Genomic DNA, 23750 nt, shown 5'->3' with positions numbered 1-23750 from the left:
GCCGCAAAAGGAGCACGCCATGCGCCACCTCGCCGTCACCACGCCGCCGGTCCTTCTCGCCGCCCTGCTGGCGGTTTGTCTGGCCGCCAGCGCCTGCGCGCCCACCTTCAACCTGCTGGGCGCGCCGGACGCCCCCTACGCCGAGCAGACCGTAAGCGGCCAAGGCGACGGCAAGATCCTGCTGCTCTCCATCGACGGGCTCATCAGCGAATACGGCGGCGAGGGCCTGCTGCGGCCCAAGCCCAGCGTGCTGGAGCAGGTGAGCGCGCAGCTCAAGCTGGCCAGGAAGGACACGAACATCAAGGCGCTGCTGCTCAAGGTGAACTCCCCCGGCGGCACGGTGACGGCCAGCGATGTCATCCACCACGAGCTTGCCGCCTACCGGCGCGAAACCGGCGTCAAAGTGGTGACCATGATGATGGGCCTGGCCACCAGCGGCGGGTACTACGTCTCCCTGCCCTCGGACCGCATCCTGGCGCACCCGACGACCATCACCGGCAGCGTGGGCGTGGTCTTTCTGCAGCCGCGCGTGGCCGGGCTGCTGGACAAGATCGGCGTGGGCGTGGACGTGAGCAAGTCCGGCGCGCTCAAGGACATGGGCTCGCCCTTCCGGGAGCCGACGGACGAGGAGCGGCGCCTCACCGACGCCCTGGTGGCGGCTCAGGCCGCGCGCTTCCTCGATCTTGTCCAGGCCAGCCGAAGGCTTGCGCCCCAAGCCCTGGCCACGGCCGCCACGGCGCGCGTGTTCACCGCCGCAGAGGCCAAGGACCTGGGGCTCATCGACGGCGTGGGCTACATGGAGGACGCCGTGGCCGAGGCTGCGGCCCTTGCCGGGCTGCCCGCGGACGCCCGCGTGGTGTGCTACCGCCGCCGCCCCGGCCCCAACCCCACCTGGCACCAGACCGGGGTCGAGGCGGCTGACCCGCGCCCGGCGCTGCTGCATGTCGGGCTTGAGGACCTGCTGCCCATGCGGGCCGGACTCTACGCCCTGTGGACTCCCGGACTGGCGCGATAACGCCCGGACAGCTTGCCCCGAACGCTGGGCTCTGGTACGCAGCCGGACAGCCCGCAACCGTCTGAACCGAGCGCGAGCGCGGCGCACGCCGCGCGCCCAGGGGCCGCATGTCCGCACGCACAACGCCCTCCTCCCACGACCTGGCCGCCTCACGGCGGGCGCTGCCGTTCTGGAAGGTCTGGCTCACGCCCCTGCTCATCCTCGCCGCGGCCGTGGCCCTGGCCCTGGCCTCGCATCGCGACAACTCCCGCGCGGAACGCCAGGAATTCGAACGCGAATCCGGGCTGGCGCACGCGCGCCTGCGCGACCGGGTTCTCCAGTACGAGCTGCTGCTGCGCGGCGGGCTGGGCCTGTTGAACAACAACACAGCCATCACCAGCGAGCAGTGGGCCGCCTACGCCGCCGGGCTGCGCCGCGCCGATGCCGGAACAGGCGCCTGGGGCCTTGGTTTTGCGCCCCATGTTCCCGCCAGCGGCCTTGCACGGCACCTCGCCCGGGAGCGCGGCGTACGGCCCGGCTACGCCATACACCCGGCCGGGCGGCGCGACGAATACTGCCCGCTGGTGTTCCTTGATCCCCTGAGCCAGCGCAACCAGGGCGTCATCGGCTTCGACCTCTACACCGACCCCGTGCGCCGGGAGGCCCTGGACCGCGCGCGCGACACCGGGGAGACCGTCCTCTCGGGCAGGACAAGCCTCACCTGCCTGGACCAGGATCGCCCCAAGCCGGGCTGTCTGCTCTTCGTTCCGGTCTATCTTCCCGGAGCTCCCGCGCGCTCCGTGGCCGAACGCCGCGCCGCCTTGCTGGGCTTCGTGTCCAGCCCGCTGCTGGTGGAGGCCCTCGTCTCGGAAGCGCTGGGCCCCGCCGCATCGCGCATGGGCCTCACCATCCGCGACGATGCGGGCCAGGGCGGCCCTGGAGCGTTTCTGCACCACGCTCCCCCGGCGGGGGATGTCCGGTACACGCGCAACACCGTGCTCGACCTTTACGGCCGCAGGTGGATTTTGAGCTTCTCCTGGCCGGAGGCGCCCCTCACCGCGCCGTCCCAACGCGAGCCGCTGATGCTGCTGGCGCTGGGGGCCGTGCTGGCCGGAGCGGTGTTGCTCATCACCCGCAACCTGGACGCCACCCGCGCCCGGGCCGTTGCCCTGGCCGACCGCATGACCAGCGCCCTGCGCCAAAGCGACGCCTACAACCGCGCCCTGTTCCAGCACTCCAGCCTGCCCGTGGGCGTGGCCGGACCGGACGGACGCCTTCTGGACGCCAACCCGGCCCTTGTGGAGCTTCTGGGCTATCCGCGCCACGAACTGCTGGGTATGAGCTGGCGCGAACTGACCCACCCGGAGGATCTGGAGGAGAACGCCCGCCTGCAGGAGGAGGCCGCACGGGGCCTGCACGACAGCTATCAGCTGGAGAAACGCTACGTGCGCAAGGACGGCGGCGTGTTCCAGGCCCAGGTGAGCGTCGGCGTCTCCCGCTGGGAGGACGGCGGCGTGCGCATGTTCATCGCCGGGGTCAAGGACATCTCCGAATTGCGCGCCGCGGAGCAGGCCGAACGCCGCAGGCAAACCCGCCGCGCCGCGCTGCTGCGCCTGCACGAGATGCGCCAGTCCAGCCGCCAGGAGCTGCTGGACTTCGCCCTGGAGCAGATGCTGGCCATCACCGGCAGCGAGTTCGGCTTCGTCTGCACCTGCAACGGGGACGCCCGGGAGCTGACGCTCGCCGCCTGCACCCCTTTGGTAATGGAAATGTGCGCCGTAAGCATGACCGGCACCGCCTTTCCCCTGGACGCGGCCGGGCTGTGGGGCGAAGCCGTGCGCTTGCGGCGCAGCGTGCTGCTGAACGATTTCTCCGCTCCACATCCCGGCAGGCGCGGCCTGCCCCCGGGGCATGTGGAGATCCGGCGTTTCCTGAGCGTCCCGATCTTCGGCGACGGACGCGTAATGGCCGTGGTTGGCGTGGCCAACAAGCCGGAGCCCTATGTCGAGGAGGACGAGGCCCAGCTGAGGCTGTTCTCCGACGGATTGTGGAGCATTCTGGAGCGCCAGGAGGCCGAACGCGGACTGCGCGAGCTCACCGAACGCTTCCAGCTCGCGGTTCGGGCCGGGCGCATCGGCCTCTGGGAATGGGACATGCAGACCGGCCAGGTCCATGTGGATGAGGTGATGCGGGAGACTTACGGCCTGAAGGAACGGGAGCTGCCGACATCCAACGACCAATGGCTCTTGTTCGTGCACCCGGAGGACCGCGAGGCCGTGGGCAAGGCCGTGGACGCCACCCTGGCCTGCGGCGGCCGCTTCGAGGCCGCCTTCAGGGTGCTCCGGGCCGATGGCTCGGTGCGCCATGTGGAGGCCTCGGCCCTCATGCTCATGGACTCCCAGGGCCGACCGGCGCGTCTGGTGGGCGTGAACATCGACGCCACCAGCCTGCGCGAGGCCGAATACCGCCTGGCCCATGGACAGCGCTTCGTGCAGTCCATGGTGGACACACTGCCCCACACCTTCTTCTGCAAGGATGCGGAAGGCCGCTACCTGCTGGTGAACCAGGCCTTCGCGCGGATGCACGGCGGCGCGCACAAGGCGGACTACATCGGCAAGACGGTTCACAACTTCGAGCCGCCGGAACTGGCCGCCCTGCACCACGACTGGGACCAGCGCCTGCTTGCGGCCGAGCCCGGCTCCACCATGAGCTACGGGTACTCCCGCCTGGGACCGGGCGGAGGCCTGGAACACCGCATGGTGTACAAGAGCCTGCTGCGCCTGCACGACGAGAGCCTCGGCATCGTGGGCTTCAACGTGGACGACACCAGCCGCAAGCTGGCCGAGGACGCCCTGCGCGAGGAACGCCGCAGGCTTTCGGACGTGATCCTGGGGACCAACGCCGGAACCTGGGAGTGGAACGTGGCCACCGGGGAAAGCGCCTACAACGAACGCTGGGCCGAAATCCTCGGGCACAGTCTGGCGGAAATCCCCCAGCACATCGACTCCTGGCGCTGCCGCGTGCATCCGGATGACATGCCCAGGGCCGAGGCCGAGCTGGCCGCGCATTTTTCCGGCACAACGCCCTATTATGACTGCGAACTCAGGATGCGGCACAAGGACGGCCACTGGGTCTGGGTGCATACCCGCGGCCGTGTGTTCCAGCGCGGGGCCGATGGCGCGCCGCTGGTCATGTCCGGCACGCACAGCGACATCAGCGCCCGCAAGCTGGCCGAAGAACGCCTTGCCCTGGTGGCGCGCTTCCCGGTGGAAAATCCCAATCCGGTGCTGCGAGCCGACAAGGACGGCGCCCTGCTTTTCGCCAATCCGGCCGCCGGGCCGCTGCTGGACAACTGGGGCCAGCGAGTGGGCGGCGCGCTGCCCCAGGAGCTGCAGCGCGAGCTGGCGCTGGCCCTGGAGACGGGACAGGTGCGCCACTCCGAGCGCTCCTATGTCAGCGGCATCTACAGCTTCACGCTCACCCCCTTCATGGACAAGGGCTATGTGAACATCTACGCCGTGGACGTGACCCAGCGCAAAAGCGCGGAAATGGCCCTGCGCTTAAGCGAGCTGCGCTACCGCGAACTGGCGGTGATGCTCAGGCTCATGTGCGACAACGTGCCCGACCTCATCTGGGCCAAGGACATGGACGGCCGCTACCTGTTCGCCAACAAGGCCACCTGCGAGCAGTACCTGGACGCGGCGGACCCTCAAGCCGTCCTTGGCCGCACCGACGAACACTTCCTGCGGCGTCTGCGAGCCCAGCGTCCCGACGACCCGGCCTGGAACACCCTGCGCCTGGGCGGCGGCGGGCACGACCCGGACATGACGCCCGCACGCTTCGAGCAAGACGGGACCAACCGTGGCCGCTTCGAAACCTACGAGGTGCGCACCGCGCCCTTCGTCAACGACCAGGGCTCGGTCATCGGCTCCGTGGGAGCGGCGCGCAGCATCACCGAGCGCAAGGCCGCGGAGGATGCCCTGGCCGGAAGCGAGGAGCGCTTCCGCACCCTGGCGCAGGTGTCGCCGGTGGGCATTTTCCAGGCCGGAATCGACGGCCGCTGCACCTACGTCAACGATACCTGGTCGGCCATCAGCGGCTTCCCGCCGGACTTCCCCCTGGCGCTTGGCTGGCTCAAGACCCTGGATCCCCAGGATCGGCGCGCCATGCTGGACGGTTTCCGCGAAATGCTGCGGACCGGGGCGGACTTCACTGCGGAATTCCTGATGCGCTCGCCCGGCGCAAGGCGGCGCTGGGTGCTGGTGCGCGCCGCTGTGCTGCGCTCGGCAGACGCAGCCCCCAGGGGATTCGTGGGCGCCCTCACCGACATCACCGACCGCAAGGCCACAGAGGACGCCCTGCGCAGGGCCAAGGCCCAGGCAGAGGAGGCCACGCGCGCCAAAGCCCAGTTCCTGGCCAACATGAGCCACGAGATACGCACCCCGCTGGCCGGGGCCGTCGGGGCCATTCGGCAGCTCGTCCACACCTGCCTGGACGAGGAGCAGCACCGCCTGGCGCGCATGGCCCAGGAATCGGCCCGGGCGTTGCTCGCCGTGGTCAACGACATCCTGGACTTCTCCAAGATCGAGGCCGGACGGCTGACCTTGCGCCCCGCGCCCTTCTCCCTGCGCGCCTGCCTGGACGAGCTCTGCGCCCCCTGCGCCCTGCTGGCCAAAGAGCGCGGGCTGGACTTCACCTGCGCCGTGGACCCCCTTGTTCCCGACGCCCTGCTGGGCGATGCCGACCGCCTGGGCCAGGTGCTGCGAAACTTCCTGAGCAACGCCCTGAAGTTCACCCATTCCGGCGGGGTGGACCTCTGCGTCACGCTGGACGAGGCCGCGCCGGAAGGCCCCCGGCTGCGCTTCAGCGTCACGGATACCGGCGTGGGCATAGACCCCGGCTACCTGCCGCACATCTTCGACAGCTTCAGCCAGGCCGACAGCTCCTACGCCAAGGAGCATGGCGGCACGGGCCTTGGCCTGGCCATATGCAAAAGCCTGGTGGAGCGCATGGGCGGAAGCATCTCCATCGACAGCGCGCCGGGGCAAGGCGCCACGGTCTACGCCCGCATCCCCTTCCGCCTGGCGCGGCCCCAGGACATCCCCGCCCGGCCGAGCGGCCAGGCCGAAGCATCCCCCTCCGGCCCGCATCCCCGCACGGCCACGCCGCCCCCCGGCGAGCCGAATGCGGCGCCGCGACAAGCCCCGCTGGAACACGCCGACGCGCGCGGCTCCGGCGACGCCCTCTCGACAACGCCAAGCACTGCGGGAGCGCTGCGCGTGCTCCTGGCCGAAGACAACGCCATCGGCCGCGTGCTCATGGAGCACCTGCTCACCAGCCTCGGCCATGAGGCGGTCTGCGTGGGCGATGGCCTGGAGGTCCTCGCCGCCCTCAAGGACAAGGACTTCGACCTTGTGCTCATGGATGTGCAGATGCCCCGCATGGACGGCCTGGCCGCCACCCGGCAGATACGCCAGGGCGCGGCCGGGGAACGCAACGCGGGCATCGCCGTGGTGGCCCTCACGGCATACGCCTCCAGCGAAGACAAGCAGCAGTTCCTGGACGCGGGCATGGACGAGGCCGTGGCCAAGCCCGCGGAGGAAGAGGCGCTCATGGCGGCCATGCGCCGCGCCCTGGACGTGGCGCGCCAGCGCGCCGCACACCAGGATTCATCACCCAAAAAGGAGCACGCCCCATGACCTCCCCCCATCGCGGCCCCCTGCCCGAAGACCCGGAAGTCCTGGCCATCGTCAAGGCCCTCGGCCTCGTCCCCCTGCCGCAGGAGGGCGGCCTCTACGCCGAAACCTACCGTTCGGCGCGCATCCTGCCCGCGTTTTCCGCCGGGCCGCAGCAGACCGGCCCGCGCGCTTGCGCCACGGCCATCTACTACCTGGTCACGCCCACGCGCTTTTCGGCCCTGCACCGGGTGGCCAGCACGGAAATCTTCCACTTCTACCTGGGCGACTCCGTGCACATGCTGCAGCTCGGTCCGGACGGCCAGGGAAAAAGCCTCGTCATCGGCGCCAACCTTGCCGCCGGAGAGCGCCCGCAGGTGGTGGTGCCGCGCGGGGTGTGGCAAGGAACCCGCCTTGCGCCTGGCGGGCGCTTCGCCCTGCTTGGCTGCACCGTGAGCCCGGGCTTCGACTTCGCCGACTATGAGCACGGCGACCGCGCGCGGCTCACCCGCCAGTACCCGGCCTGGGAGGCCGACATCGCCGCCCTGACGCCTGAGGGGGAGCGGCAGGCAGACCTCCCCGCGCGCGGTTGACTCCCATTCCCCCGGCGGGTAAAGAACGCCAAACCGCCGACCCGGCGCGACAGGCCGCCGCCTCCGCGCCATCTCCGCTTTCCGGCGGCATCCGCCCAGCACGAGGAACAGCAATGACCGACGAGACCGCCGCCCCTCAGGCCGACACTGGCTTGCCCGAAGGCATTGAGCGCCAGCGCATGGACGTGGACATCGCCTGCGTGGGCTTCGGCCCGGCAATGGGCGGCTTCCTGCACACCCTGTCCCAGGGCCTGATGGACGAGGATGGCACGCCCGCCGTGGAAAGCAAGGCCATGCCCGGAATGCCGCCGCAGGTCATCTGCTACGAACGCGCCGACGACATCGGCTTCGGCGTGTCCGGCGTGGTGACCAAGGGACGCGGGCTGCACGCCAGCTTCCCGGACCTCGACCTTTCGCAGATTCCCTTCGCCACCGAGGTGGCCCACGAAGAAGTGCTCTACCTCCTCGACCCCATCGGCGCGAGCCGCAAGCCGCTTCTGCTGCGCCTGGCCGACAAGGCCTTGCGCGCCCTTGGCCTGGCCAAGGACCACGCCTACGCCCTGCCCTACGTGCCGGGCTTTCTGCGCAAGGAGCCGGGGCTGCTGCTTTCCATGGGCCAGTTCAACCAGTGGGCGGGCGCGCAGATCATGGGCCAGGGCGTGGCGCAGATCTGGCCCGGCACCCCCGTGGCCGAGCCCATCCTCTTCGACCGCGTGGTGGCGGGCGTACGCCTGCAGGACCAGGGCGTGGACAAGCAGGGCGCGCCCGAGGCCGGGTTCATGCCCGGCATGGACATCCGCGCCGCGCTGACGGTGGTGGGCGACGGCCCGGTGGGCGCGGTGGGCCGCGCGCTGGACGAGAAGCTCGGCCTGCCCGTGGGCAACCACGCGCGCGAGTGGGCCGTGGGCATGAAGATGGTGGTGGACCTGCCCGAGGACTGCCAGCTCAAGGAAGGCACGGTGCTGCACACGCTGGGCTTCCCGGAGCCCGAGATTTTCGGCTTCCTCTACGTGTATCCCGGCAACGTGGCCTCCCTCGGCATTTTCGTGCCCTCCTGGTTCGACAACCCCGTGCGCACCGGCTACCGCTACCTGCAGCACTGGATGCAGCACCCGGCCCTGTGGAAGCACCTCAAGGGCGGGCGGATGCGCTCCTGGGGGGCCAAAAGCCTCCAGGAATCCGGCCGCAAGGGCGAGCCGCACCTCGCGGGCGACGGCTATGCGCGCATCGGCGAGGGCTCCGGCACCACCAACGTGCTCACCGGCTCCGGCTTCGACGAGGCCTGGACCAGCGGCGTGCTGCTGGGCGTCAGCGTGCTGGAACTGCTCAAGGCCGACAAGCCCTTCACCCGCGAGAACCTTGAGGCCAGCTACGTGCGCCGCCGCCGCGACTCCTGGCTGGACCGCGAGGCCCAGGCCGCGGAGAAGGCCCGCGACGGCTTCCAGGTGGGCGTGGTGCAGGGGCTCATGGGCATGGCCCTCACCGGCTTCTCCGGCGGCAAGCTGTTCTGGCCAGGGGCCAGCAAAAAGCCCCACGAGCGCATCCCCAGCATCGAGGAGTTCTTCCGCGGCCGCATCAGCCCGGAGGAGATCGACGCCATCCGGCGCGACTGCACGGCCAAGGGCCTGCCGCTCTCCGGCGCGCTCATGGACCGCGCGGGCTGGCCCGCCATCCAGCACGACGGGCAGTTGCTCGTCTCGCACCAGGACGCCCTGCTTATGGGCGGAAAGGTGCAGGCCGCGCCCGGCTATCGCGACCATGTGACCTTCAAAAGCACGCAGCTGTGCAAGACCTGCGACGAAAAGGTCTGCGTGGAGGCCTGCTCCGGCCAGGCCATCAGCACCAATCCGGAAGGCGGCGCGCCGCTCTTCGACCGCGAGAAATGCGTGCACTGCGGCGCCTGCATCTGGAACTGCAGCAAGCCCTCGCCAGACGGCGGCGAAGGCGCCAACGTCCGCTTCAGCGCGGGCGCGGGCGGCCTGCACTCGGCGGAGAATTAGGCGAACACGGGGGGAAGGGGACCCTTTTTTCAAAAGGGTCCCCTTCCCCCCGCACCCCCCAACCCCCCGAAAACTTTTCATGGGGGGAGGGTTTTGATATATCGACCCGGACGATCACGCTGAAACGAACACAAGCCCCCTTCCCCACATATAAAAGTTTTTGAAGGGTGGAGGGGGTCCGGGGGAGGCGGGAAACTTTTTGAAAAAAGTTTCCCGCCTCCCCCGGCGAACATCCATTCTTCCCAAGGAGTCTCCATGAACGGATTGCAGATCGTGGTGCTCGGGAGCATCGTGCCCGACCCCTTGCAGACCCTGGAGCCCGTCACCGGCCCGGCCGGTCCGGCGCTCAAGAACGAGCTGATGCTGCCCGCGGTGCTGGATCCCTGGGCCGCCTGCGCCCTGTACGAAGCCGCCAGCCTGGCCAAGAAGACCGGGGGCAAGGTGTACCTGGTGGCGCTGGGGCCAAAGGCCAAGCTGCAGCAGGTGATGATGAACGTGGCCCAGAAGGTGCCCTTCGAGATCGTGGTGCTGGACGGCCCCGCGGGCGGCTTCGCCGACGCGGCGGAAACGGCCAAGGCGCTGGCGGCCGGGGTGGAGAAGATTCCCGGCCTGGACAAGGGCAAGCTGCTCCTCTTCGGGGGCTGGCAGTCGGCCTCGCGCAGCACGGGCGCAGTGCTCTCCATGGTGGGCGAGCTCTTGGGCGTCACCGAGCAGTTCCAGGGCGTGGACGAACTCGTCCTGGCCGAGGACGGCGGCTTCACCGTGCTGGAGCGCGTTGAAGGCGGCTGCTACCAGAAATCCTCCTGCCAGAGCCTGCCCGCGCTCATCGGCTGGGCCACCGGCAGCCTGCCGGAGCCTCCCAACAACCCGCAGGTGGGCATGGCCAACATGCGTCTCATCATGCCCGCCCTGGCCAAGGCCGCGCCCGCTCCGCTCAAGGGCGAGGGGCTCACGTACGCGAGCGTCGAGGTGCCCAGCCAGCGCCGCGACACCCGCATCGTCAAGGACGCCTCGGTGGACGACATCGCCCGCGAGCTGGCGGATTGGATCCGCGCCTAGAGGCCGGGAAGGAGCGACAGATATGAACGTGCTTTTCCTTGCGCATACCGAGGCCGATGGAGGCCTCTCCAAGGCCGCGTGCGAGGCGCTCTCCGCGGCCAAGGGCCTTGGCGGCGAACTCGTTGTGGGCCTCTACGGGGCCGAGGTGCAGAAGGCTGCGGACCAGATCGCCGGATGCGGGGCGGTGAAGTTCCTGGGCGTGGCCGGGGCGGACTTCGCCACCGCGCGCTACGCCTCGGACGCGGCGGCCTGCGAGGCCCTGGCCAAGGCGGCCGCGGCCGAGCTCATCGTCATGCCCTCCACCAGCCGGGCCAGCCGCGTGGCCCCCGGCGTGGCCGCGCGCCTGGGCGCGGCGGTGGACACCCGCCTCACCGCCCTGGAGGCGGCTGGCGGCAAGGTCGTGGGCACCCGCTGGTTCTACCGCCAGCGCATCCTCGGCAAGGTCGCACGCGACACGCGGCCCTGGCTGGTCACCGTGGACTCGGGCTGCTTCGCGGCCTTCGAGGGCGCGGGAACGGCCCAGGTGGAAGCCGTGGCCGCCAGCGGGCAAAGCCGCACCACGGTCACCGGGGTCATCGCCCCGGCGGCAGACGCCCAGACCATTCGCCCGGACGCCAAGCTGCTGCTGGTGGCGGGCGCGGGCTGGGGCAAGACCCAGGCCGACGGCCAGAAGCACCTGGACGAGGCCAGCCAGATCATTCTGGGCCTGCTTTCCGCCACCCAGGCGTCGCTGGGCAGCTCCAAGTCCCTGGTGGACCAGAGCGGCGAGGGCGCGGCCCTGCCGTTTTTGACGCACATGCACCAGGTGGGGCAGACCGGCGCCACCCCCCGCCACCAGAAGGGGCTGGCCACCTGCTGCCACGGCGAGGAGCCCCACGTGGTGGGCTGGCGCTTCATCGGCGAGCGCCGGGCGGTGAACCTGGACGCGAACTGCGGCTGGGCCCAGGGCAAGGCTGACGTGCTCTACGTGGCCGACGCCTTCGCCGTGGCCAAGAAGCTGGCGGAGCTGCTGAAGTAGTCCGGGCAAGTCTCACGCAAAAAGCACGGCCGGGACAGGGGGATCGCCCCCATCCCGGCTGTTTTTTTGCGCATCGGCCTGCAGGGGGCCGTGCCCGCTCGGCTAGTCCGTGACGAGCATGACGTTGGAGGCCTTGATCATGGCCTTGACCTCGGAGCCGACCCGCAAGCCCATGGACTTCACCGAATGGGCGGTAATCACCGACACCACCTCGATGCCAGGGGCCACCTCGATGATGACTTCCGCGTTCACGGGGCCCATGGTGATTCCCTTCACCTTGCCGGGGATGAGATTGCGGGCGCTGACCTTCATGTGTTGCTCCCAGCACGCCCGCGCCTGTCTGACGTGGTTTGAGGATGAGATTGCGGGCGCTGACCTTCATGTGTTGCTCCTGTCGTTGCTGGTTGGCGGGATTCTGCCTGAGATCAGGACCAGCATATGGCGGAGGACAGAACCGGCGTCAAGCCAGTCAGTTTCCGCGCACGGCGGCAAAGGCGGCCATGGGGCACAGCCGCCCGGAGGCAGGGATCACGCCCGAACGCCCTCTCGGATCACTCGGCCAGGGCCGCCAGCATCCGCGCCAGCTCCAGTGGCGCGCAGGCAGGGGCGCAGTGCCCGCTGGCCAGTTCCTGCATGGCCCAGCCCTCGGCCTTGACGCGATCGGCCATGGCGGCCAGCATGGGAGTGCCCGCGGGCGTGCAGCGGATGAACGTGCGCGATGCCTGGGGCGGCTTGCCGCTGCCGGGGTAGACATCGGTGAACGCGGCCAGGGCCATGGGCCCCAGACGGCTCTGGAACCACTCGGCGCGCTCGGCGGGCACGCCGAACATGCCCAGGGGCCAGGGCCGCACCAGCGACCCGGCCTGTCCGTCCGGAGCTGGCTGGGCGTGCTGGGCCAACATGTTGCGGAAGTTCTCGCCGCCCATGTCCGCAAAACTCTTGCCCCGCATGGGCACAATGCCGTCCGCCAGCACCAGCCGCGACACCGCGCCGGGCAGGCGCTCGGCCGCGCCGCAGGCGGCAAGCCCGGCGTAGCTGTTGGCCGTAAGCGTCACGTCCGTAAGCCCCTCGTCCTCGATGAAGCGCACCAAGTCTTCGATGTGCGCCAGAAGTCCGGCCCCGGCGTCGGGGCGGCCACGCAGGTGCCCGCAGCCGGAAAGCGCGGGCCGCAGGGCCTCGTGCCCGGAAAGAGCCAGTCCGCGTGCTGTTTCGGCCCAGACCCACGGTCCCTGAAACGCGCCATGCACCAATACGAATGTCGTCATGGGCCCCTCCTAGCGGAAGCGTTCGTCGGAGCGGCAAACGCTCGCATCCGTGCCATTGCGGCCGATCCAGCCCGTGCGCGCGGGCTGCCACACGTCGAAGGCCGGAACATACGGCTTGATGTCCAGCACAGGCGTGCCGTCCAGAATGTCCACGTTCATGAGCTCCACAACGCCGCGCTCCACGTCCACGCAGGTCAGCTCCAGCACGGAAAGGCCGATGGGGTTGGGCCGCCGGGGCGCACGCGTGGCGAACACGCCGCGCTGCTCGTCATCCAGAAACGGCGTCACCACGAGATCGAAGCCCGTGCTGCCATGCAAATGGTACAGCACGATGACATGGGAGAAGCCGTCCAGGTCCTTGAGACCCGGAGCGTACTGCAGCTCAAGTTCGATGTGTCCGGCCACGCCGCGGGCCCCCACGGGCTGGATGGGCATCCCGGCCAAATCGACATGGGGCGAGCGCAGCACGCCGATGGGAACGCAGGACACGGCCTGCAAAAGGCTGCGGGGGGACTTGTCTGGCATGATGCCTCCTCGCCGGGTGCACGCCCGGCGCATCTACAATTTTGCAGAAGGCCTGCAATTCTGTCACGCTGATTGTGCCGCACACGGGCGCCACAATCACGAAAACGCTCCGCAAAACATGCGCGCAGGCCCTGCGTCGTGTTCTGTGTCGCGCATATCGCCGCGTCTTGCAACACCCGCGCCTGTGCAGCGCGTGCAGACACGAAAAATGCTGCTCTCGTGTCTGGAATGCATATTGCTCAAGCACAGGGCAAGAGATGGCGTACAGCCGCGCATGGTGGCGCGGTACGAAACCCGCAACCCCCAGGAGGCTCATCATGCGCAATTCCCTTTCGTCCGCCAAGGCACTTGTCCTGGCCTTGGCCCTGTTCCTCGCCCCGGCGCAGCTTTTCGCCGCAGACCTCACCGTCTCTGCAGCGGCCAGCCTCACCGACGCCTTCAAGGTCATCAAGACGCAATTCGAGAAGGCCAATCCCGGCGTGACCGTGGTGACCAACTTCGCGGCTTCCAGCCCGCTGCTGCGCCAGATCGAAAGCGGCGCGCCCGTGGACGTGTTCGCCTCCGCGGACCAGAAAACCATGGACCAGGCCGCGCAGAAGAATCTCATCGTTCCCGCCACGCGCATCGATTTCGTGCGGAACGCCCTTGTGCTCATCGAGCCCGCCGGGGCCAAAGCCAGCTTGAAAAGCATGTCCCAACTGACACAGCCAAGCGTGAAGCGCATCGCCATCGGCAATCCGGAGACCGTGCCCGCAGGCCGCTACACCAAAGAGTCCCTCACGACGGCCAAGCTGTGGGAGGCCGTGACGCCCAAGCTCGTGCTGGGCGAGTCCGTGCGCCAGACCCTGGACTACGTGGCGCGCGGCGAGGCGGACGCGGGCTTCGTGTTCGCCACCGACGCCAAGGTCGCCGGGGCCAAGGTGCGCGTGGTGGCCGAAGCGCCCACAACCACGGCCGTCCGCTATCCCATCGCCGTGGTGGCCGCCAGCAAGAACCCCAAGGCCAAGGCGTTCGTGGACTTCGTCGCCGGGCCGGAAGGGCAAAAGATCCTGCAGGAATTCGGCTTCAAGAAACCCTAGGCCAGAAAAACGCAAACGGGCGGAAGCGCTGCTTCCGCCCGTTTGTTTTGCCCGTCGGCCGCGCGCTACCCGTCGGAGCGCACGATGCGCCGTGCGCCGACATAGCGTTCCCGCCAATACGGCATGTCCAGGGACTCCTCGCGCACGCGGCCGCCCTTGCTGGGGCTGTGGATGAACGCCCCGCGCTCGGTGGCGATGCCCACGTGCATGTTCTTGCGGCTTCCGGACAGGCGGAAAAACACCAGGTCGCCAGGGCGGATGTCGCGACGGCCCACGGCTTGGCCCACCTCGTACTGCTCATAGGAAACGCGCGGCAGGGTCACCCCAACCTGCCGGTAGGTCCACCAGGTGAGGCCGGAGCAATCGAAGCCTGTCCTCGGGGATTCGCCGCCCGGCGTGTAGCGCACCCCCATGAGGGAGCGCGCGGCGGCCACCACGGCGTTCTTGCCGGATTCGGGCATGGGCGGCGGCGGCTCCACGGGAATGTGCGCCGGGGCGCAGCCGCCAAGCCACACGGCTCCCAGCAGCAACAGCAGGGCCGCCCGGACCGGACGCTTCTTTCGCAGGGCCCCCATGGCTACCTCTTGACGATGCGCACCAGATTCTGGACGGTGCGCACCCCTTCCACGCTGTTCACGTGGCGGATGATGGCGTTGGCGTCGCGCTGGCTGCCCACAAGCCCCAGGACCACGGCGTTGCACTGCACCAGCTTCACGTCCACCTGGGTGGACCATATGTCGGTGTCCTCCACCAGCTTGGTCTTGATCTTGGCGTACAGGGCCAGATCGTCGGAGGTGCCGCAAGTGGGGTCGTCGCGCTTGGGAAAGGGCACGATGGTGACCTTGCGCACGCCGTCCACCTGGCGCGCCAGCTTGACCGAGCGCATCTTCTGCTTGTCGCTCTCGAACTCGCCCACCACGTACACCGTGCCCAGGTAGGAGTTCACGGAGATGTCACGCAGCTTGACCAGGTCGTCGTTGATGTACAGGGCGCGCACAGAGGACTCGATGCGGCCGTCGTCCACGAAAGTGCCCACGTCGCGCTGGTCCACGGCGGCCTTGTAGGCCGTGCCGCAGCCTGCAAGGCTGGGCAGCAGGCAGAGGCAGGCGATGAGCAGAAGGGTGCGGGGCATGGTCAGGGCTCCTTTGTTGCTGTGGCTGCGCCGGAAAACCGACGGTCTCGGAGGGGAATTAGCAAAAAAAGGGCCAAGGGGCCAGAGGGAGGCGCCAGGGGTCTAGGCGGAAAGCTCGGCCCGAAGCGCTTCCAGAAGCCCGACGGGCAGACTGAAGGGCCCCTGCCACGACGGGGGGGAGAAGACGGAGGTTTCCGGCAGGCGCAGACACAGCGCGTGCAGCAGCATGGGCAGTCCGCGCACCTTGCGGCCGTACACCGCGTCGCTGATGACCGGATGCCCGCGCAAGGAAAGCTGCACGCGAATCTGGTGGGTGCGGCCGGTCAAGAGGCGCACCAGAAGCAGCGTGGCCTGCCGCTTGCGCAGCAGGGGACGCGCCTCGCAGCGCGCGGACTTGCCGCCGTCTCCGGCCGCGGGCTGCACCTTCTTGCGGCCCGCTACGCGCCCCGCCTCCAGCTCCAGGCGGTCCAGGCGGTCCTCCAGCAGTTGCGGGCCGTCCGCCTCCCAAACCCCGTCCACCCAGGCCACATACGTCTTGACCACGCCGCGGCCAGCGAACAGGTCGTTCAGGCGGCGCAGCTCGGCATAGCTTTTGGCCGCAAGCAAAATGCCGGAGGTGTCCTTGTCCAGCCGATGGGCCAGCACGGGCAGAAACGGCGCGCCCGCGTACATGGCCTTGAGCCTGTCGGCAACGGAATCCCTGTGGCGGGTGCCCGCATGGGAGCACAGGCCCGCGGGCTTGCGCACGGCCAGCAGGCCGGGCGTTTCCAGCAAAATGTCGAGCCCCGGCAAGGACTGGTCCGACCCGGCCGGTCCGGCCGCCGCGGGCGCGTCAGCGGAAGGCGCTGCGTCGGTCAGGGGCGGCACGCGCACCTGCTGCCCGGCGGCCAGACGGAAGAACGGCTTCTTTCGGCCGCCATCCACCCGCACCTGGCCGGTGCGGATGACGCGCAGGAGAGCCGAGCCGGGAACGCTGCGCCCCAGACGGCGCTGCAGGAATTGCAGCAGCTTCTGCCCTGCCTCTTCCGGCGTCACCACAAGCGGGGCGCGCGCGAAAGCGGGGCCGCCGTCTTCGGGCTGGGCGTCGTGATGTGGAGCGCTGCTCATGGCGGAACCGCCTTGGCCAAGGCGAAGCGGCCCCGGACAGAAGGCAAGGGCCTCCGGTCCGGGGCCGCCGGGCGGCTACTGGTCGGTATTCAGGTCGTAGCTCACGACCACGGTCTTCTCGCTGCTTGCGCCGATGGCGCCAGAGTAGGTGTTCACGCAGACGATGAGCTGCTTGCTTCCGTCGTTGCGGATGTCCGCCATGGCCAAGTCCACCACGGTGCCCTTGATGCGCCGGGTCTTCCAGGCCAGGCTCATGCCCACGCCGTCCCAGAACAGGGAGTGCACCTCGCCCTGGGAGAAGCGGCGGAACTTCTTGAATACCTGGACCGCGACGGAGATGTCCTTGTTGGCCAGCAGCTCGTACTTGGCGTTGGCGCCGAAGCTCACCGGCAGCATACGGATGGGCACATAGTAGAATTCCTCGGTGGCGGTGTCGCGGGTGCCCATGTCCATGCCGGGCAGGCGCTCGTCCACGATGACGTAGTTGTTGGAGCTGTTGTAGCCGTCTTCCTGGCTGAACTGGGGCTCCAGGTCCGAGGTGAACACCTTCATATAGTTGTATTCGTTCAGCAGAACGATCTTGAAGCTGTTGCCTTCCGGCAGATAGGAGAAATTGAAGAGATTCGCATTGTGGGGCAGGCGCAGCTTGCGCACATGTTGCACGCCGCCGTCCTGGTACATCATCTCGCTCACGCCGTCCTCGTCAAAGGGCTGGTGGGAACCCTTTTTCTGGCCAAGCAGGGTGGGCTGGTAGGAGGGGGGCACCCGCACCACGGAAAGGTACATCTTCTGCGGCGGCATGAAGTTGGTGAACTTGCCGTCGGCGTAGCTCAACACGTAGGTACGCGGGAAGGCGTTGCCGTCCCGGTCCTCGATGCAGGAGACAATGATCTCGGACTTGCCGTCGCGATCGAAGTCGTAGAGGCTGGCGCGGAGCACCTGCACGCGCATCCCCAGGTTCAGGTCGCCCAAAGGCTTGAGCGTCTTCTGGAAATATTCGTAGGCGTAGACGGTATTGGTGCCGCAGACGACCACTCGGTTCTTCTTGTCGCCCACGATGTCGCCCACGACCATATTGGTGGAGGCGTAGCGCAGGCTCTGGCTCTGCCAGCGGCCGGGCGTCTCGGCGCCGCCCTCGTAGCGGAACTGCGGGTTCATCACCGGGCCGCCGGCCGGACCCACGGGGGCCTCGCCGGTGTCGCCCACCAGGAAGTCGGCGTTGCGCGGGGCGGCGGCCTTTGCGTCCGAGGCGGCCTTGGGGGCCTCCTTGCGCTGCTCCGCAGCCTTGCCTTCCTCGCCGGGGCGACGGAACACCTCGGAACGGACATCGCCGCTCAGGCGCTCCAAGGCGGGCAGCAGGCCCTCCAGGGGCACGCGGGCGTTCTTGCTCCAAGACTTGCCCGTGCGCTCGTACACGTTCATGGTGATGTCGATCTGCTTGTCGCCGTCCTGAAAATTCAGCACGCCCGCCACCAGGAAATCGCTGCCGATGGCGCTCATGATGGACTGGGCCTCGGCGGGGCTGCTCGGGAAGCGCCCTGCCGCGCGGGACAGCTTGTCGGCCTCCACGGGCTCGAAGTAGCCCAGCCAGGTCAGTCGGTTGGACACGGGCGACTGCGCGCCCTTGCTCAGGTACTGGAATTTTGCGCTGTTGACCTGGAAGGGCAGCACGGCATAGGTGCGCACGCCCTGGCTCTGCGCCAGCAGCAACGCGGGCAACGTCAGCGCGGCGCACAGAAGCAGCGCGACGGAAAAACGCTTGAACGACATACGGAAAAACCTCCTCCATTCGGGGGGCGCGGGTTGGCTCCTCATTGCGGCGGCGCACGCGCCTGGCAGCGCCGCCAAACCCGGCAATTAGCATCATCGCACCCGGCTTGCAAAAGAAACCTTGACGCGTCCGCCGTGCGCACGGCTCTCTTTCCCGCACATTGCCAAGGCGCCGCGCCCGCGCTATTGCCGCCGGATGCACCCGCGCACCTTCCGCATCACAGCCCGACCAGGACAGCGCTCCCTTGTGGAGGACCTGCTCGCCGCCCAGGGGTTTTCCTGCGAGGCCGAGCCGTACCACCCCGCCGCGCGCCGCCTGCTGACCGAGCCCTTCCCCCTTGGGTCGTCGCTGGCCGCGGCCTTCGGCCTCATCTACATTCAGGACCGCTCATCCATGCTGCCCCCGGCCATGCTCGGGGCGGCCCCCGGCGATCTGTGCCTGGACATGTGCGCCAGCCCTGGCGGCAAGACCGGCCTCCTGGCGGGAGAAACCGGCCCGGAAGGCTTCGTGCTGGCGGCGGAGGCCTCCCGCGACCGCCTGGCCACCCTGCGCCAGAACCTGCGCCGCACAAACGCCGCCAACACCGCCACCATCGGCGTGGAAAGCCAACGCCTTGCGCTCGCCCCGGCAAGCTTCGACGCCATTCTGCTGGACCCGCCCTGCAGCGGCTGGGGGACGGTGGGCAAAAACCCCAACGTGCTGGAGTTGTGGACCCCGGAAAAGGCGGAAACGCTGGTGCGCCTGCAGCGCGAACTCCTGGCCCGCGCGGCGGAACTCCTCAGGCCCGGGGGCAGGCTCATGTTCTCCACCTGCACCACCAACGTGCGCGAAAACGAGGAGCAGGCCGCCTGGACGCTCAAGACCCTGCCCTTGGCCCTGGATCCCCTGCCCGCTCCGCCCGGCTTCGCGCCGGTGCCGCTGGAGCTGCCGGGCCTTTCCGGGGTGCTGCGCGTGGGCGGCGACCAGGAAGCGGCCCGCGATGCGGGCGGCCAGGGCTTCTTCCTGGCGCGCTTCCGCAAGACCGGCGAGGCGGATGCTCCCGCCGATGGCGACTTCCCGCCCCTGCCCGGCCGTCCCCTGGGACGCCGGGAGCTTGCCCCCGCGCAGGATCTGGGCGCGGACCTGGACGCCCTGCCCCCTGGCGAACTGCGCGAATTCGGCGGCAAGACCTATTTCCTGCACGCGCACGCCCTGCGCCTGGTGCGCGACAGCGGCCTGGGCACCGGCGGCCAGCGCTGGCAGGGGTTTCTGATCGGGCAGACGCGGGACGGCCGCTTCATGCCCGCGCCGCGCGCGCGCGTGCTACTGCCCGAGCCGACCGCCCTGCCCGCCTCGGCCCGCCTGGACCTGGACGAGCCCGCCCCCATTCTGGACCTGCTGGCGGGCCGAAGCCTGGAATGCGCGCCCGCCCCTGGCGCCGGGCGGGGCAAGAACCCGGAGCACGGGCTTGTTCCCTTATATTTTCGTGGCCTTGGACTCGGGTGGCTGACGCGCAAAGGCCGTCGTCTGCTGTGGTCCGACCGCTAGGATCGAAAAAAAATGGCCCCGGCCACAAAAAACCTTTGACAGCCAAGGCCGAAGGTGGCAAAGGTTTTCCTCCGTGGCGGGCAGCCAAACGAAGCGGGTTGGGAAAACACCCTGACAACGCTTCAGAACAGGGCGCTCGAGGAACTCCGGGCGGATAGCTCAGCTGGCAGAGCATCGGCCTTACAAGCCGGAGGTCACAGGTTCGAGCCCTGTTCCGCCTACCACGATTCATACAGTGCGGAGCGGTAGTTAAGTTGGTTATAACGCCGGCCTGTCACGTCGGAGGGCGCGAGTTCAAGTCTCGTCCGCTCCGCCAGCACTGCCAAGGGCTGAACTCGGAAGGGTTCAGCCCTTTTTCGTTGGAATAAACGCCGATTCGACAGGCTTCCCAGTCCCTGCCCACCAGGGCCCTAAGGGGCATCCCCCGGCCGCCGCCGCCATATGCCCGACCCGCGCGACAGCTGGCAAAGCTGGGCCGCGTCCAAAGGGCCGGACGGCAAGACCGACCCCACCATCACGCCCTCCGGCGACAACCTGCGCTTGTTTGTGGACCACGCGCCCTTCCCCGTCGGCTTGGATTCTCGCCCTGCGCCAGCAATCCCAACGCCATCGAGTGCACGGTCGGCGAGATCCTCAGCGAGAGCATCACACACAGCGACGGAGCAGACCCATAACGGGGACGGCATTCATCATGGCCCGACGAGGAAGGATGCGCACGACCTGCCCGGCTCTTTCGGACCAGTTGAAATTTGAAAGCACGGGCACCCTCAAGAATTGAGTGGTCCGAAGAACCTCGGCAGGGCACGAGCATCCGCGTGTGGCCCGACAAAAACCGCCCCAATTCCGTCTCTGCGACGGTCAGCCGACTCCACCATGCTGCGGGTCTCCCCAGCGCCTCGCGCCGCGCACGGCGTCCACCAGGTCGCGGGCCTTCAAGTCCTCGATGCGGCGGTACTGCGCGCCCAGTTCCTGGGCCAGGTCGCGGGCCAGGCCGAAGCGCACCAGCCCCGCGCGCTCCACATCCACCACCAGGGAGCGGATGCGCGCGTCCCCGGCGATGGCGCGGGCGGCCAGGCGGACCTCTTCCAGAGGCTTGCCGCCCGCCGCGGACACATTGGCCCTGCCGTCGGAGATGACCACCAGCAGCGGCAGGCAGGTGGGATCGCGCCGCAGCTGGCGCGCCAGGAGTTCGTGCCCCAGGGACAGGCCGTGCACCAGGGGCGTCTTGCCGCCGGTGGGCAGTTCTTCCAAGAGCCTGTAGGCCAGGTCCACGCTGGAGGTGGGCGGCAAAAGCAGCTCCGCGCCCTGGCCCCGGAAAGCCGCCAGGGCCACCTTGTCGCGCTTCTGGTAGGCGTCGAGCAAAAGGGAGAGCACCGCGCCCTTCACTTCCACCATGCGGCGGCCCGCGCCCATGCTGCCGCTGGCGTCCACCACGAAGACCACGAAGTGCCCCATGCGCCTTTCGCGCACACGCTGGCGCAGGTCTGCCCCGCGCACAAGCAGGGCCACGTCTGCCGCCAGCTCCGCAACATCCGCCGCGGCGGCCATGGCCGCCCTGCGCCGCAGTTGGTGCGGCGCGGCGGCGCGCAAGGTGGCGTCCAAGGCCAAGTCCGTGGGCTCAGGGTGCGGCCGGGCCTTCACCGTGCGCCCGGCCTTCTGGCTGGTGCGCGAGCGGGTGCGCCTGCCGGAGCCCGTGCGCTGCACGCGGTCCTTGCGATAGTCCAAGGGCGCCACGCGGAAGGCCGCGCCCACGGGAAAGATGGTCTCCAGCACGGCGGAGGCGGATGCGCCTTCGGACTCGGATTCGTCGGACTCGGATTCGTCGGGCTGGTCCAGGTCGCCCTCGTCTTCGTTCGCGCTGGCGTCCATCGGCCTGGGCTCGGCCTGCTGCGGCCCTGTTTGCCGTTCCTGCTGCTCCTGTTCGGACTCGTGCCGATGCTGGTCTTCCTGCTGGTCCTTTTGGTCGGGCTGATCGCTCTGCTCAGGCTGCTCGGGCGGTGGGGGCGGGGCCATGCGGCGGCGGTGCACAAGGGCCAGCTCCGCGGCCTCGTCCAGGTCGCCGTCGCGCACGTCCTCGCGCCCGGCCAACGCGGCCAGGGCGCGCGCAGTGAGCCGCAGGGCGATGTCCGCCCGGTGACCGGCCACGAATGCCTCGCGGCAAAGCTCCGATGCGCGGCGCATGAGCGCCGCCGGGAAGCGCACCAGGGGCAGGGCGTGCCGGGCCTCAACAATGGCCCGTGCGCAGGCGCGCTCCTCCCCGGCCCAGGCTTCGGCGAATGCCTTCGGGTCGGCCTCGAAGGCCGCGCGGCGGCGCAGCACCTCCACGCGGGCGTCGATGTCCTCCGGAGCGGAGAGCTCCACGCACAGGCCGAAGCGGTCCAGAAGCTGCGGGCGGATTTCGCCCTCCTCAGGATTCATGGTCCCCACCAGCACAAAGCGCGCCGGGTGGCGCAGGCTCACGCCCTCGCGCTCCACCACGTTCTCGCCCAGGCTGGCGGCGTCCAGCAGCGCGTCCACCAGATGGTCGGCCAGGAGGTTCACCTCATCCACGTAGAGCAGGCCCCGGTTGGCGCGTGCCAGCAGCCCCGGCTCCAGCCGGGCGCGGCCGTGGCGTATGGCGGCCTCCAGGTCCAGGGCCCCGCACACGCGGTCCTCGGTGGCGCCAAGGGGCAGTTCCACTAGACGGGCGGGCCGCCAGTCCGTGGGCAAGGCCTGACCAGCATGGAAGCGCGCCGCGCAGTCCGGGCAGTGGGGGCCTTCGGGCGCGCAGGAGAAGGGGCACGCACGCACCACCTCCACATGGGGCAGCAGCGCCGCCAGGGCGCGCACGGCCGTGGACTTGGCGGTCCCCTTTTGCCCACGCGCCAGCACCCCGCCGATCTGTGGGCACACGGCGCAGGCCAGGAGCGCCCGCTTCAGGCGCTCCTGGCCCACAATGGCCGTGAAGGGGTACGCGGGCCGCCTAGCGGGCAAGACCCTTCTCCACGCTGGCCCCAAGGGCCGCCTGGTCCAGGCCCACGTCCTGGAAAGGCTTTCTGCGCATCCTGTGCGGCAGGGCCAGCCGCGCCGCGCGCTCCACGTCGTCGCGGCCGGGAATGTCGCGGCCGTCCAGGGCGGCCATGGCGCGCGCGGTCTTCATCATCACCAGGTCGGCGCGGTGGCCGTCCACCGCCATGTCCACGGCGATGCGCGCCACCAGGCGCAAGAGCGCGTCCGGGAAGCCCACGCGCGGCAAAAGGGCGCGGGCGGCCTCCACCTTTCGCGCCACCTCTGCCTCCTGCGCGGCCCAGGCCTCGGCGAAGCCCTGCGGATTCTCCTCAAAGGCCGCGCGGCGGCGCACCACCTCCACGCGGGCGTCGATGTCCGCGATGCCCTCCACCTGCACGCACAGGCCGAAGCGGTCCAGCAGCTGGGGCCGCAGTTCGCCTTCCTCCGGGTTCATGGTGCCCACCAGCACGAAGCGCGACGGGTGGCTGAAGCTCACTCCCTCGCGCTCCACGGTGTTGACCCCCATGGCCGCGGCGTCGAGCAGCACGTCCACGATGTGGTCGTCCAGCAGGTTCACCTCGTCCACATAGAGGATGCCCCGGTGCGCCTCGGCCAGGATGCCCGGCTCGAAGCGGCGCTCGCCCTTCTTGATGGCCGCCTCCATGTCCAGGGTGCCCAGCACCCGGTCCTCGGTAGCGCCCACGGGCAGGTCCACCACCCGGATGCGGCGGCGCGCCGGGACGAATGTTCCAGCCTGGGCTTTCACAGCGCAGGCTTCGCACAGGTCGTCTCCGAGGGGATTACAGGCGAAGGGGCAGCCCTCGGCCACGTCGATCTCCGGCAGCAGCCCGGCCAGGGCGCGCACGGCGGTGGACTTTGCCGTGCCCTTCTCGCCCCGGATGAGCACCCCGCCCAAGGCCGGGTTCACCACGTTCAGAAGCAGGGCCAGCTTCATTTCCTCCTGGCCCACGATGGCCGAAAAGGGATAGGCGAAGGTATGGTTCTTCACGATGTCTC

The 23750-nt window shown here is 69.2% G+C and carries 17 protein-coding genes and 2 tRNA genes; 10 read left to right on the top strand and 9 right to left on the bottom strand.

Annotated elements, in window-relative coordinates; genetic code table 11:
* The first annotated feature begins 19 nt into the window (after positions 1–19).
* The 6 genes from sppA to CHB73_RS08080 all read left to right on the top strand — a co-directional run bounded on the left by sppA (position 20) and on the right by CHB73_RS08080 (position 11339).
* Positions 20–1015 carry a signal peptide peptidase SppA gene (sppA, locus tag CHB73_RS08105; protein WP_179216955.1) on the top strand — a complete coding sequence of 332 codons (996 nt, stop codon included), beginning with the start codon at positions 20–22 and terminating at the stop codon, positions 1013–1015.
* 107 nt (positions 1016–1122) lie between these two features.
* Positions 1123–6693, top strand: a complete 5571-nt coding sequence (locus CHB73_RS08100) for a PAS domain S-box protein (protein WP_089273938.1) — start codon at positions 1123–1125, stop codon at positions 6691–6693.
* Positions 6690–7262, top strand: coding sequence for a cupin domain-containing protein (locus CHB73_RS08095; RefSeq protein WP_089273936.1), 573 nt, complete (start codon positions 6690–6692; stop codon positions 7260–7262). The genes CHB73_RS08100 and CHB73_RS08095 overlap by 4 nt, the downstream gene beginning before the upstream one ends.
* Before the next feature lie 113 nt (positions 7263–7375).
* Positions 7376–9262: a 4Fe-4S ferredoxin gene (locus CHB73_RS08090; RefSeq protein WP_089273934.1), complete on the top strand. Its 1887-nt coding sequence runs from the start codon at positions 7376–7378 to the stop codon at positions 9260–9262.
* Positions 9263–9517: 255 nt separating this feature from the next.
* On the top strand, positions 9518–10321 hold the full coding sequence (locus CHB73_RS08085) for an electron transfer flavoprotein subunit beta (protein WP_089273932.1): 804 nt from the start codon (positions 9518–9520) through the stop codon (positions 10319–10321).
* A 22-nt stretch (positions 10322–10343) separates the two neighbouring features.
* Positions 10344–11339 carry an electron transfer flavoprotein subunit alpha/FixB family protein gene (locus CHB73_RS08080; RefSeq protein ID WP_089273930.1) on the top strand — a complete coding sequence of 332 codons (996 nt, stop codon included), beginning with the start codon at positions 10344–10346 and terminating at the stop codon, positions 11337–11339.
* 102 nt (positions 11340–11441) lie between these two features.
* On the opposite strand, the gene CHB73_RS08075 is transcribed toward CHB73_RS08080, so the two are convergent.
* From CHB73_RS08075 to tsaA, 3 genes are all read right to left on the bottom strand, one after another.
* Positions 11442–11651: a TOBE domain-containing protein gene (locus CHB73_RS08075; protein WP_089273928.1), complete on the bottom strand. Its 210-nt coding sequence runs from the start codon at positions 11649–11651 to the stop codon at positions 11442–11444.
* A 239-nt stretch (positions 11652–11890) separates the two neighbouring features.
* Positions 11891–12604 (bottom strand): alpha/beta fold hydrolase, encoded by a 714-nt coding sequence (locus CHB73_RS08070; RefSeq protein WP_089273926.1) that lies wholly within the window; start codon positions 12602–12604, stop codon positions 11891–11893.
* Between the two features lie 9 nt (positions 12605–12613).
* Positions 12614–13129: a tRNA (N6-threonylcarbamoyladenosine(37)-N6)-methyltransferase TrmO gene (tsaA, locus tag CHB73_RS08065; RefSeq protein WP_089273924.1), complete on the bottom strand. Its 516-nt coding sequence runs from the start codon at positions 13127–13129 to the stop codon at positions 12614–12616.
* A 317-nt stretch (positions 13130–13446) separates the two neighbouring features.
* On the opposite strand from tsaA, the gene modA reads away from it, so the two are divergent.
* Positions 13447–14208 (top strand): molybdate ABC transporter substrate-binding protein, encoded by a 762-nt coding sequence (gene modA / locus CHB73_RS08060; RefSeq protein WP_089273922.1) that lies wholly within the window; start codon positions 13447–13449, stop codon positions 14206–14208.
* 65 nt (positions 14209–14273) lie between these two features.
* Here modA and CHB73_RS08055 read toward each other — a convergent pair whose 3' ends face one another.
* The 4 genes from CHB73_RS08055 to CHB73_RS08040 all read right to left on the bottom strand — a co-directional run bounded on the left by CHB73_RS08055 (position 14274) and on the right by CHB73_RS08040 (position 18217).
* Positions 14274–14783 carry a C40 family peptidase gene (locus CHB73_RS08055; protein WP_089273920.1) on the bottom strand — a complete coding sequence of 170 codons (510 nt, stop codon included), beginning with the start codon at positions 14781–14783 and terminating at the stop codon, positions 14274–14276.
* Between the two features lie 2 nt (positions 14784–14785).
* Positions 14786–15340 (bottom strand): BON domain-containing protein, encoded by a 555-nt coding sequence (locus CHB73_RS08050; protein WP_089273918.1) that lies wholly within the window; start codon positions 15338–15340, stop codon positions 14786–14788.
* A 102-nt stretch (positions 15341–15442) separates the two neighbouring features.
* Positions 15443–16447 (bottom strand): pseudouridine synthase family protein, encoded by a 1005-nt coding sequence (locus CHB73_RS08045; RefSeq protein ID WP_089273915.1) that lies wholly within the window; start codon positions 16445–16447, stop codon positions 15443–15445.
* A gap of 75 nt (positions 16448–16522) precedes the next feature.
* Positions 16523–18217, bottom strand: a complete 1695-nt coding sequence (locus CHB73_RS08040) for an FG-GAP repeat domain-containing protein (protein ID WP_089273913.1) — start codon at positions 18215–18217, stop codon at positions 16523–16525.
* A gap of 196 nt (positions 18218–18413) precedes the next feature.
* Here CHB73_RS08040 and CHB73_RS08035 point away from each other — a divergent pair, with 196 nt between their 5' ends.
* The 3 genes from CHB73_RS08035 to CHB73_RS08025 all read left to right on the top strand — a co-directional run bounded on the left by CHB73_RS08035 (position 18414) and on the right by CHB73_RS08025 (position 20061).
* Positions 18414–19745: an RsmB/NOP family class I SAM-dependent RNA methyltransferase gene (locus CHB73_RS08035; RefSeq protein WP_089273911.1), complete on the top strand. Its 1332-nt coding sequence runs from the start codon at positions 18414–18416 to the stop codon at positions 19743–19745.
* Positions 19746–19893: 148 nt separating this feature from the next.
* Positions 19894–19969, top strand: a tRNA-Val gene (locus tag CHB73_RS08030).
* Positions 19970–19984: 15 nt separating this feature from the next.
* Positions 19985–20061 (top strand) — tRNA-Asp (locus tag CHB73_RS08025).
* Between the two features lie 542 nt (positions 20062–20603).
* Here CHB73_RS08025 and CHB73_RS08020 read toward each other — a convergent pair.
* Entirely contained in the window at positions 20604–22718 is a 2115-nt protein-coding gene (locus tag CHB73_RS08020; RefSeq protein WP_089273909.1) for a putative cobaltochelatase, read from the bottom strand.
* Positions 22708–23742, bottom strand: coding sequence for an ATP-binding protein (locus CHB73_RS08015; protein WP_235641554.1), 1035 nt, complete (start codon positions 23740–23742; stop codon positions 22708–22710). Before CHB73_RS08015 ends, CHB73_RS08020 begins: the two co-directional genes overlap by 11 nt.
* Positions 23743–23750 lie beyond the last annotated feature (8 nt).

Origin of the sequence: Humidesulfovibrio mexicanus, assembly GCF_900188225.1 — a bacterium.
Taxonomy (GTDB): domain Bacteria; phylum Desulfobacterota; class Desulfovibrionia; order Desulfovibrionales; family Desulfovibrionaceae; genus Humidesulfovibrio; species Humidesulfovibrio mexicanus.
Note: the sequence above shows the minus strand (reverse complement) of the source record. Positions and strands in the feature narration are given on the sequence as shown.

What these genes read in the sequence shown, in the direction of transcription:
- CHB73_RS08035 (WP_089273911.1), top strand. Translation starts at nt 18,414, where the DNA reads ATGCACCCGCGCACCTTCCGCATCACAGCCCGACCAGGACAGCGCTCC.
- CHB73_RS08040 (WP_089273913.1), bottom strand. Translation starts at nt 18,217, where the DNA reads ATGTCGTTCAAGCGTTTTTCCGTCGCGCTGCTTCTGTGCGCCGCGCTG.
- sppA (WP_179216955.1), top strand. Translation starts at nt 20, where the DNA reads ATGCGCCACCTCGCCGTCACCACGCCGCCGGTCCTTCTCGCCGCCCTG.
- CHB73_RS08095 (WP_089273936.1), top strand. Translation starts at nt 6,690, where the DNA reads ATGACCTCCCCCCATCGCGGCCCCCTGCCCGAAGACCCGGAAGTCCTG.
- CHB73_RS08100 (WP_089273938.1), top strand. Translation starts at nt 1,123, where the DNA reads ATGTCCGCACGCACAACGCCCTCCTCCCACGACCTGGCCGCCTCACGG.
- CHB73_RS08090 (WP_089273934.1), top strand. Translation starts at nt 7,376, where the DNA reads ATGACCGACGAGACCGCCGCCCCTCAGGCCGACACTGGCTTGCCCGAA.
- CHB73_RS08045 (WP_089273915.1), bottom strand. Translation starts at nt 16,447, where the DNA reads ATGAGCAGCGCTCCACATCACGACGCCCAGCCCGAAGACGGCGGCCCC.
- tsaA (WP_089273924.1), bottom strand. Translation starts at nt 13,129, where the DNA reads ATGCCAGACAAGTCCCCCCGCAGCCTTTTGCAGGCCGTGTCCTGCGTT.
- CHB73_RS08050 (WP_089273918.1), bottom strand. Translation starts at nt 15,340, where the DNA reads ATGCCCCGCACCCTTCTGCTCATCGCCTGCCTCTGCCTGCTGCCCAGC.
- CHB73_RS08085 (WP_089273932.1), top strand. Translation starts at nt 9,518, where the DNA reads ATGAACGGATTGCAGATCGTGGTGCTCGGGAGCATCGTGCCCGACCCC.
- modA (WP_089273922.1), top strand. Translation starts at nt 13,447, where the DNA reads ATGCGCAATTCCCTTTCGTCCGCCAAGGCACTTGTCCTGGCCTTGGCC.
- CHB73_RS08070 (WP_089273926.1), bottom strand. Translation starts at nt 12,604, where the DNA reads ATGACGACATTCGTATTGGTGCATGGCGCGTTTCAGGGACCGTGGGTC.
- CHB73_RS08080 (WP_089273930.1), top strand. Translation starts at nt 10,344, where the DNA reads ATGAACGTGCTTTTCCTTGCGCATACCGAGGCCGATGGAGGCCTCTCC.
- CHB73_RS08075 (WP_089273928.1), bottom strand. Translation starts at nt 11,651, where the DNA reads ATGAAGGTCAGCGCCCGCAATCTCATCCCCGGCAAGGTGAAGGGAATC.
- CHB73_RS08055 (WP_089273920.1), bottom strand. Translation starts at nt 14,783, where the DNA reads ATGGGGGCCCTGCGAAAGAAGCGTCCGGTCCGGGCGGCCCTGCTGTTG.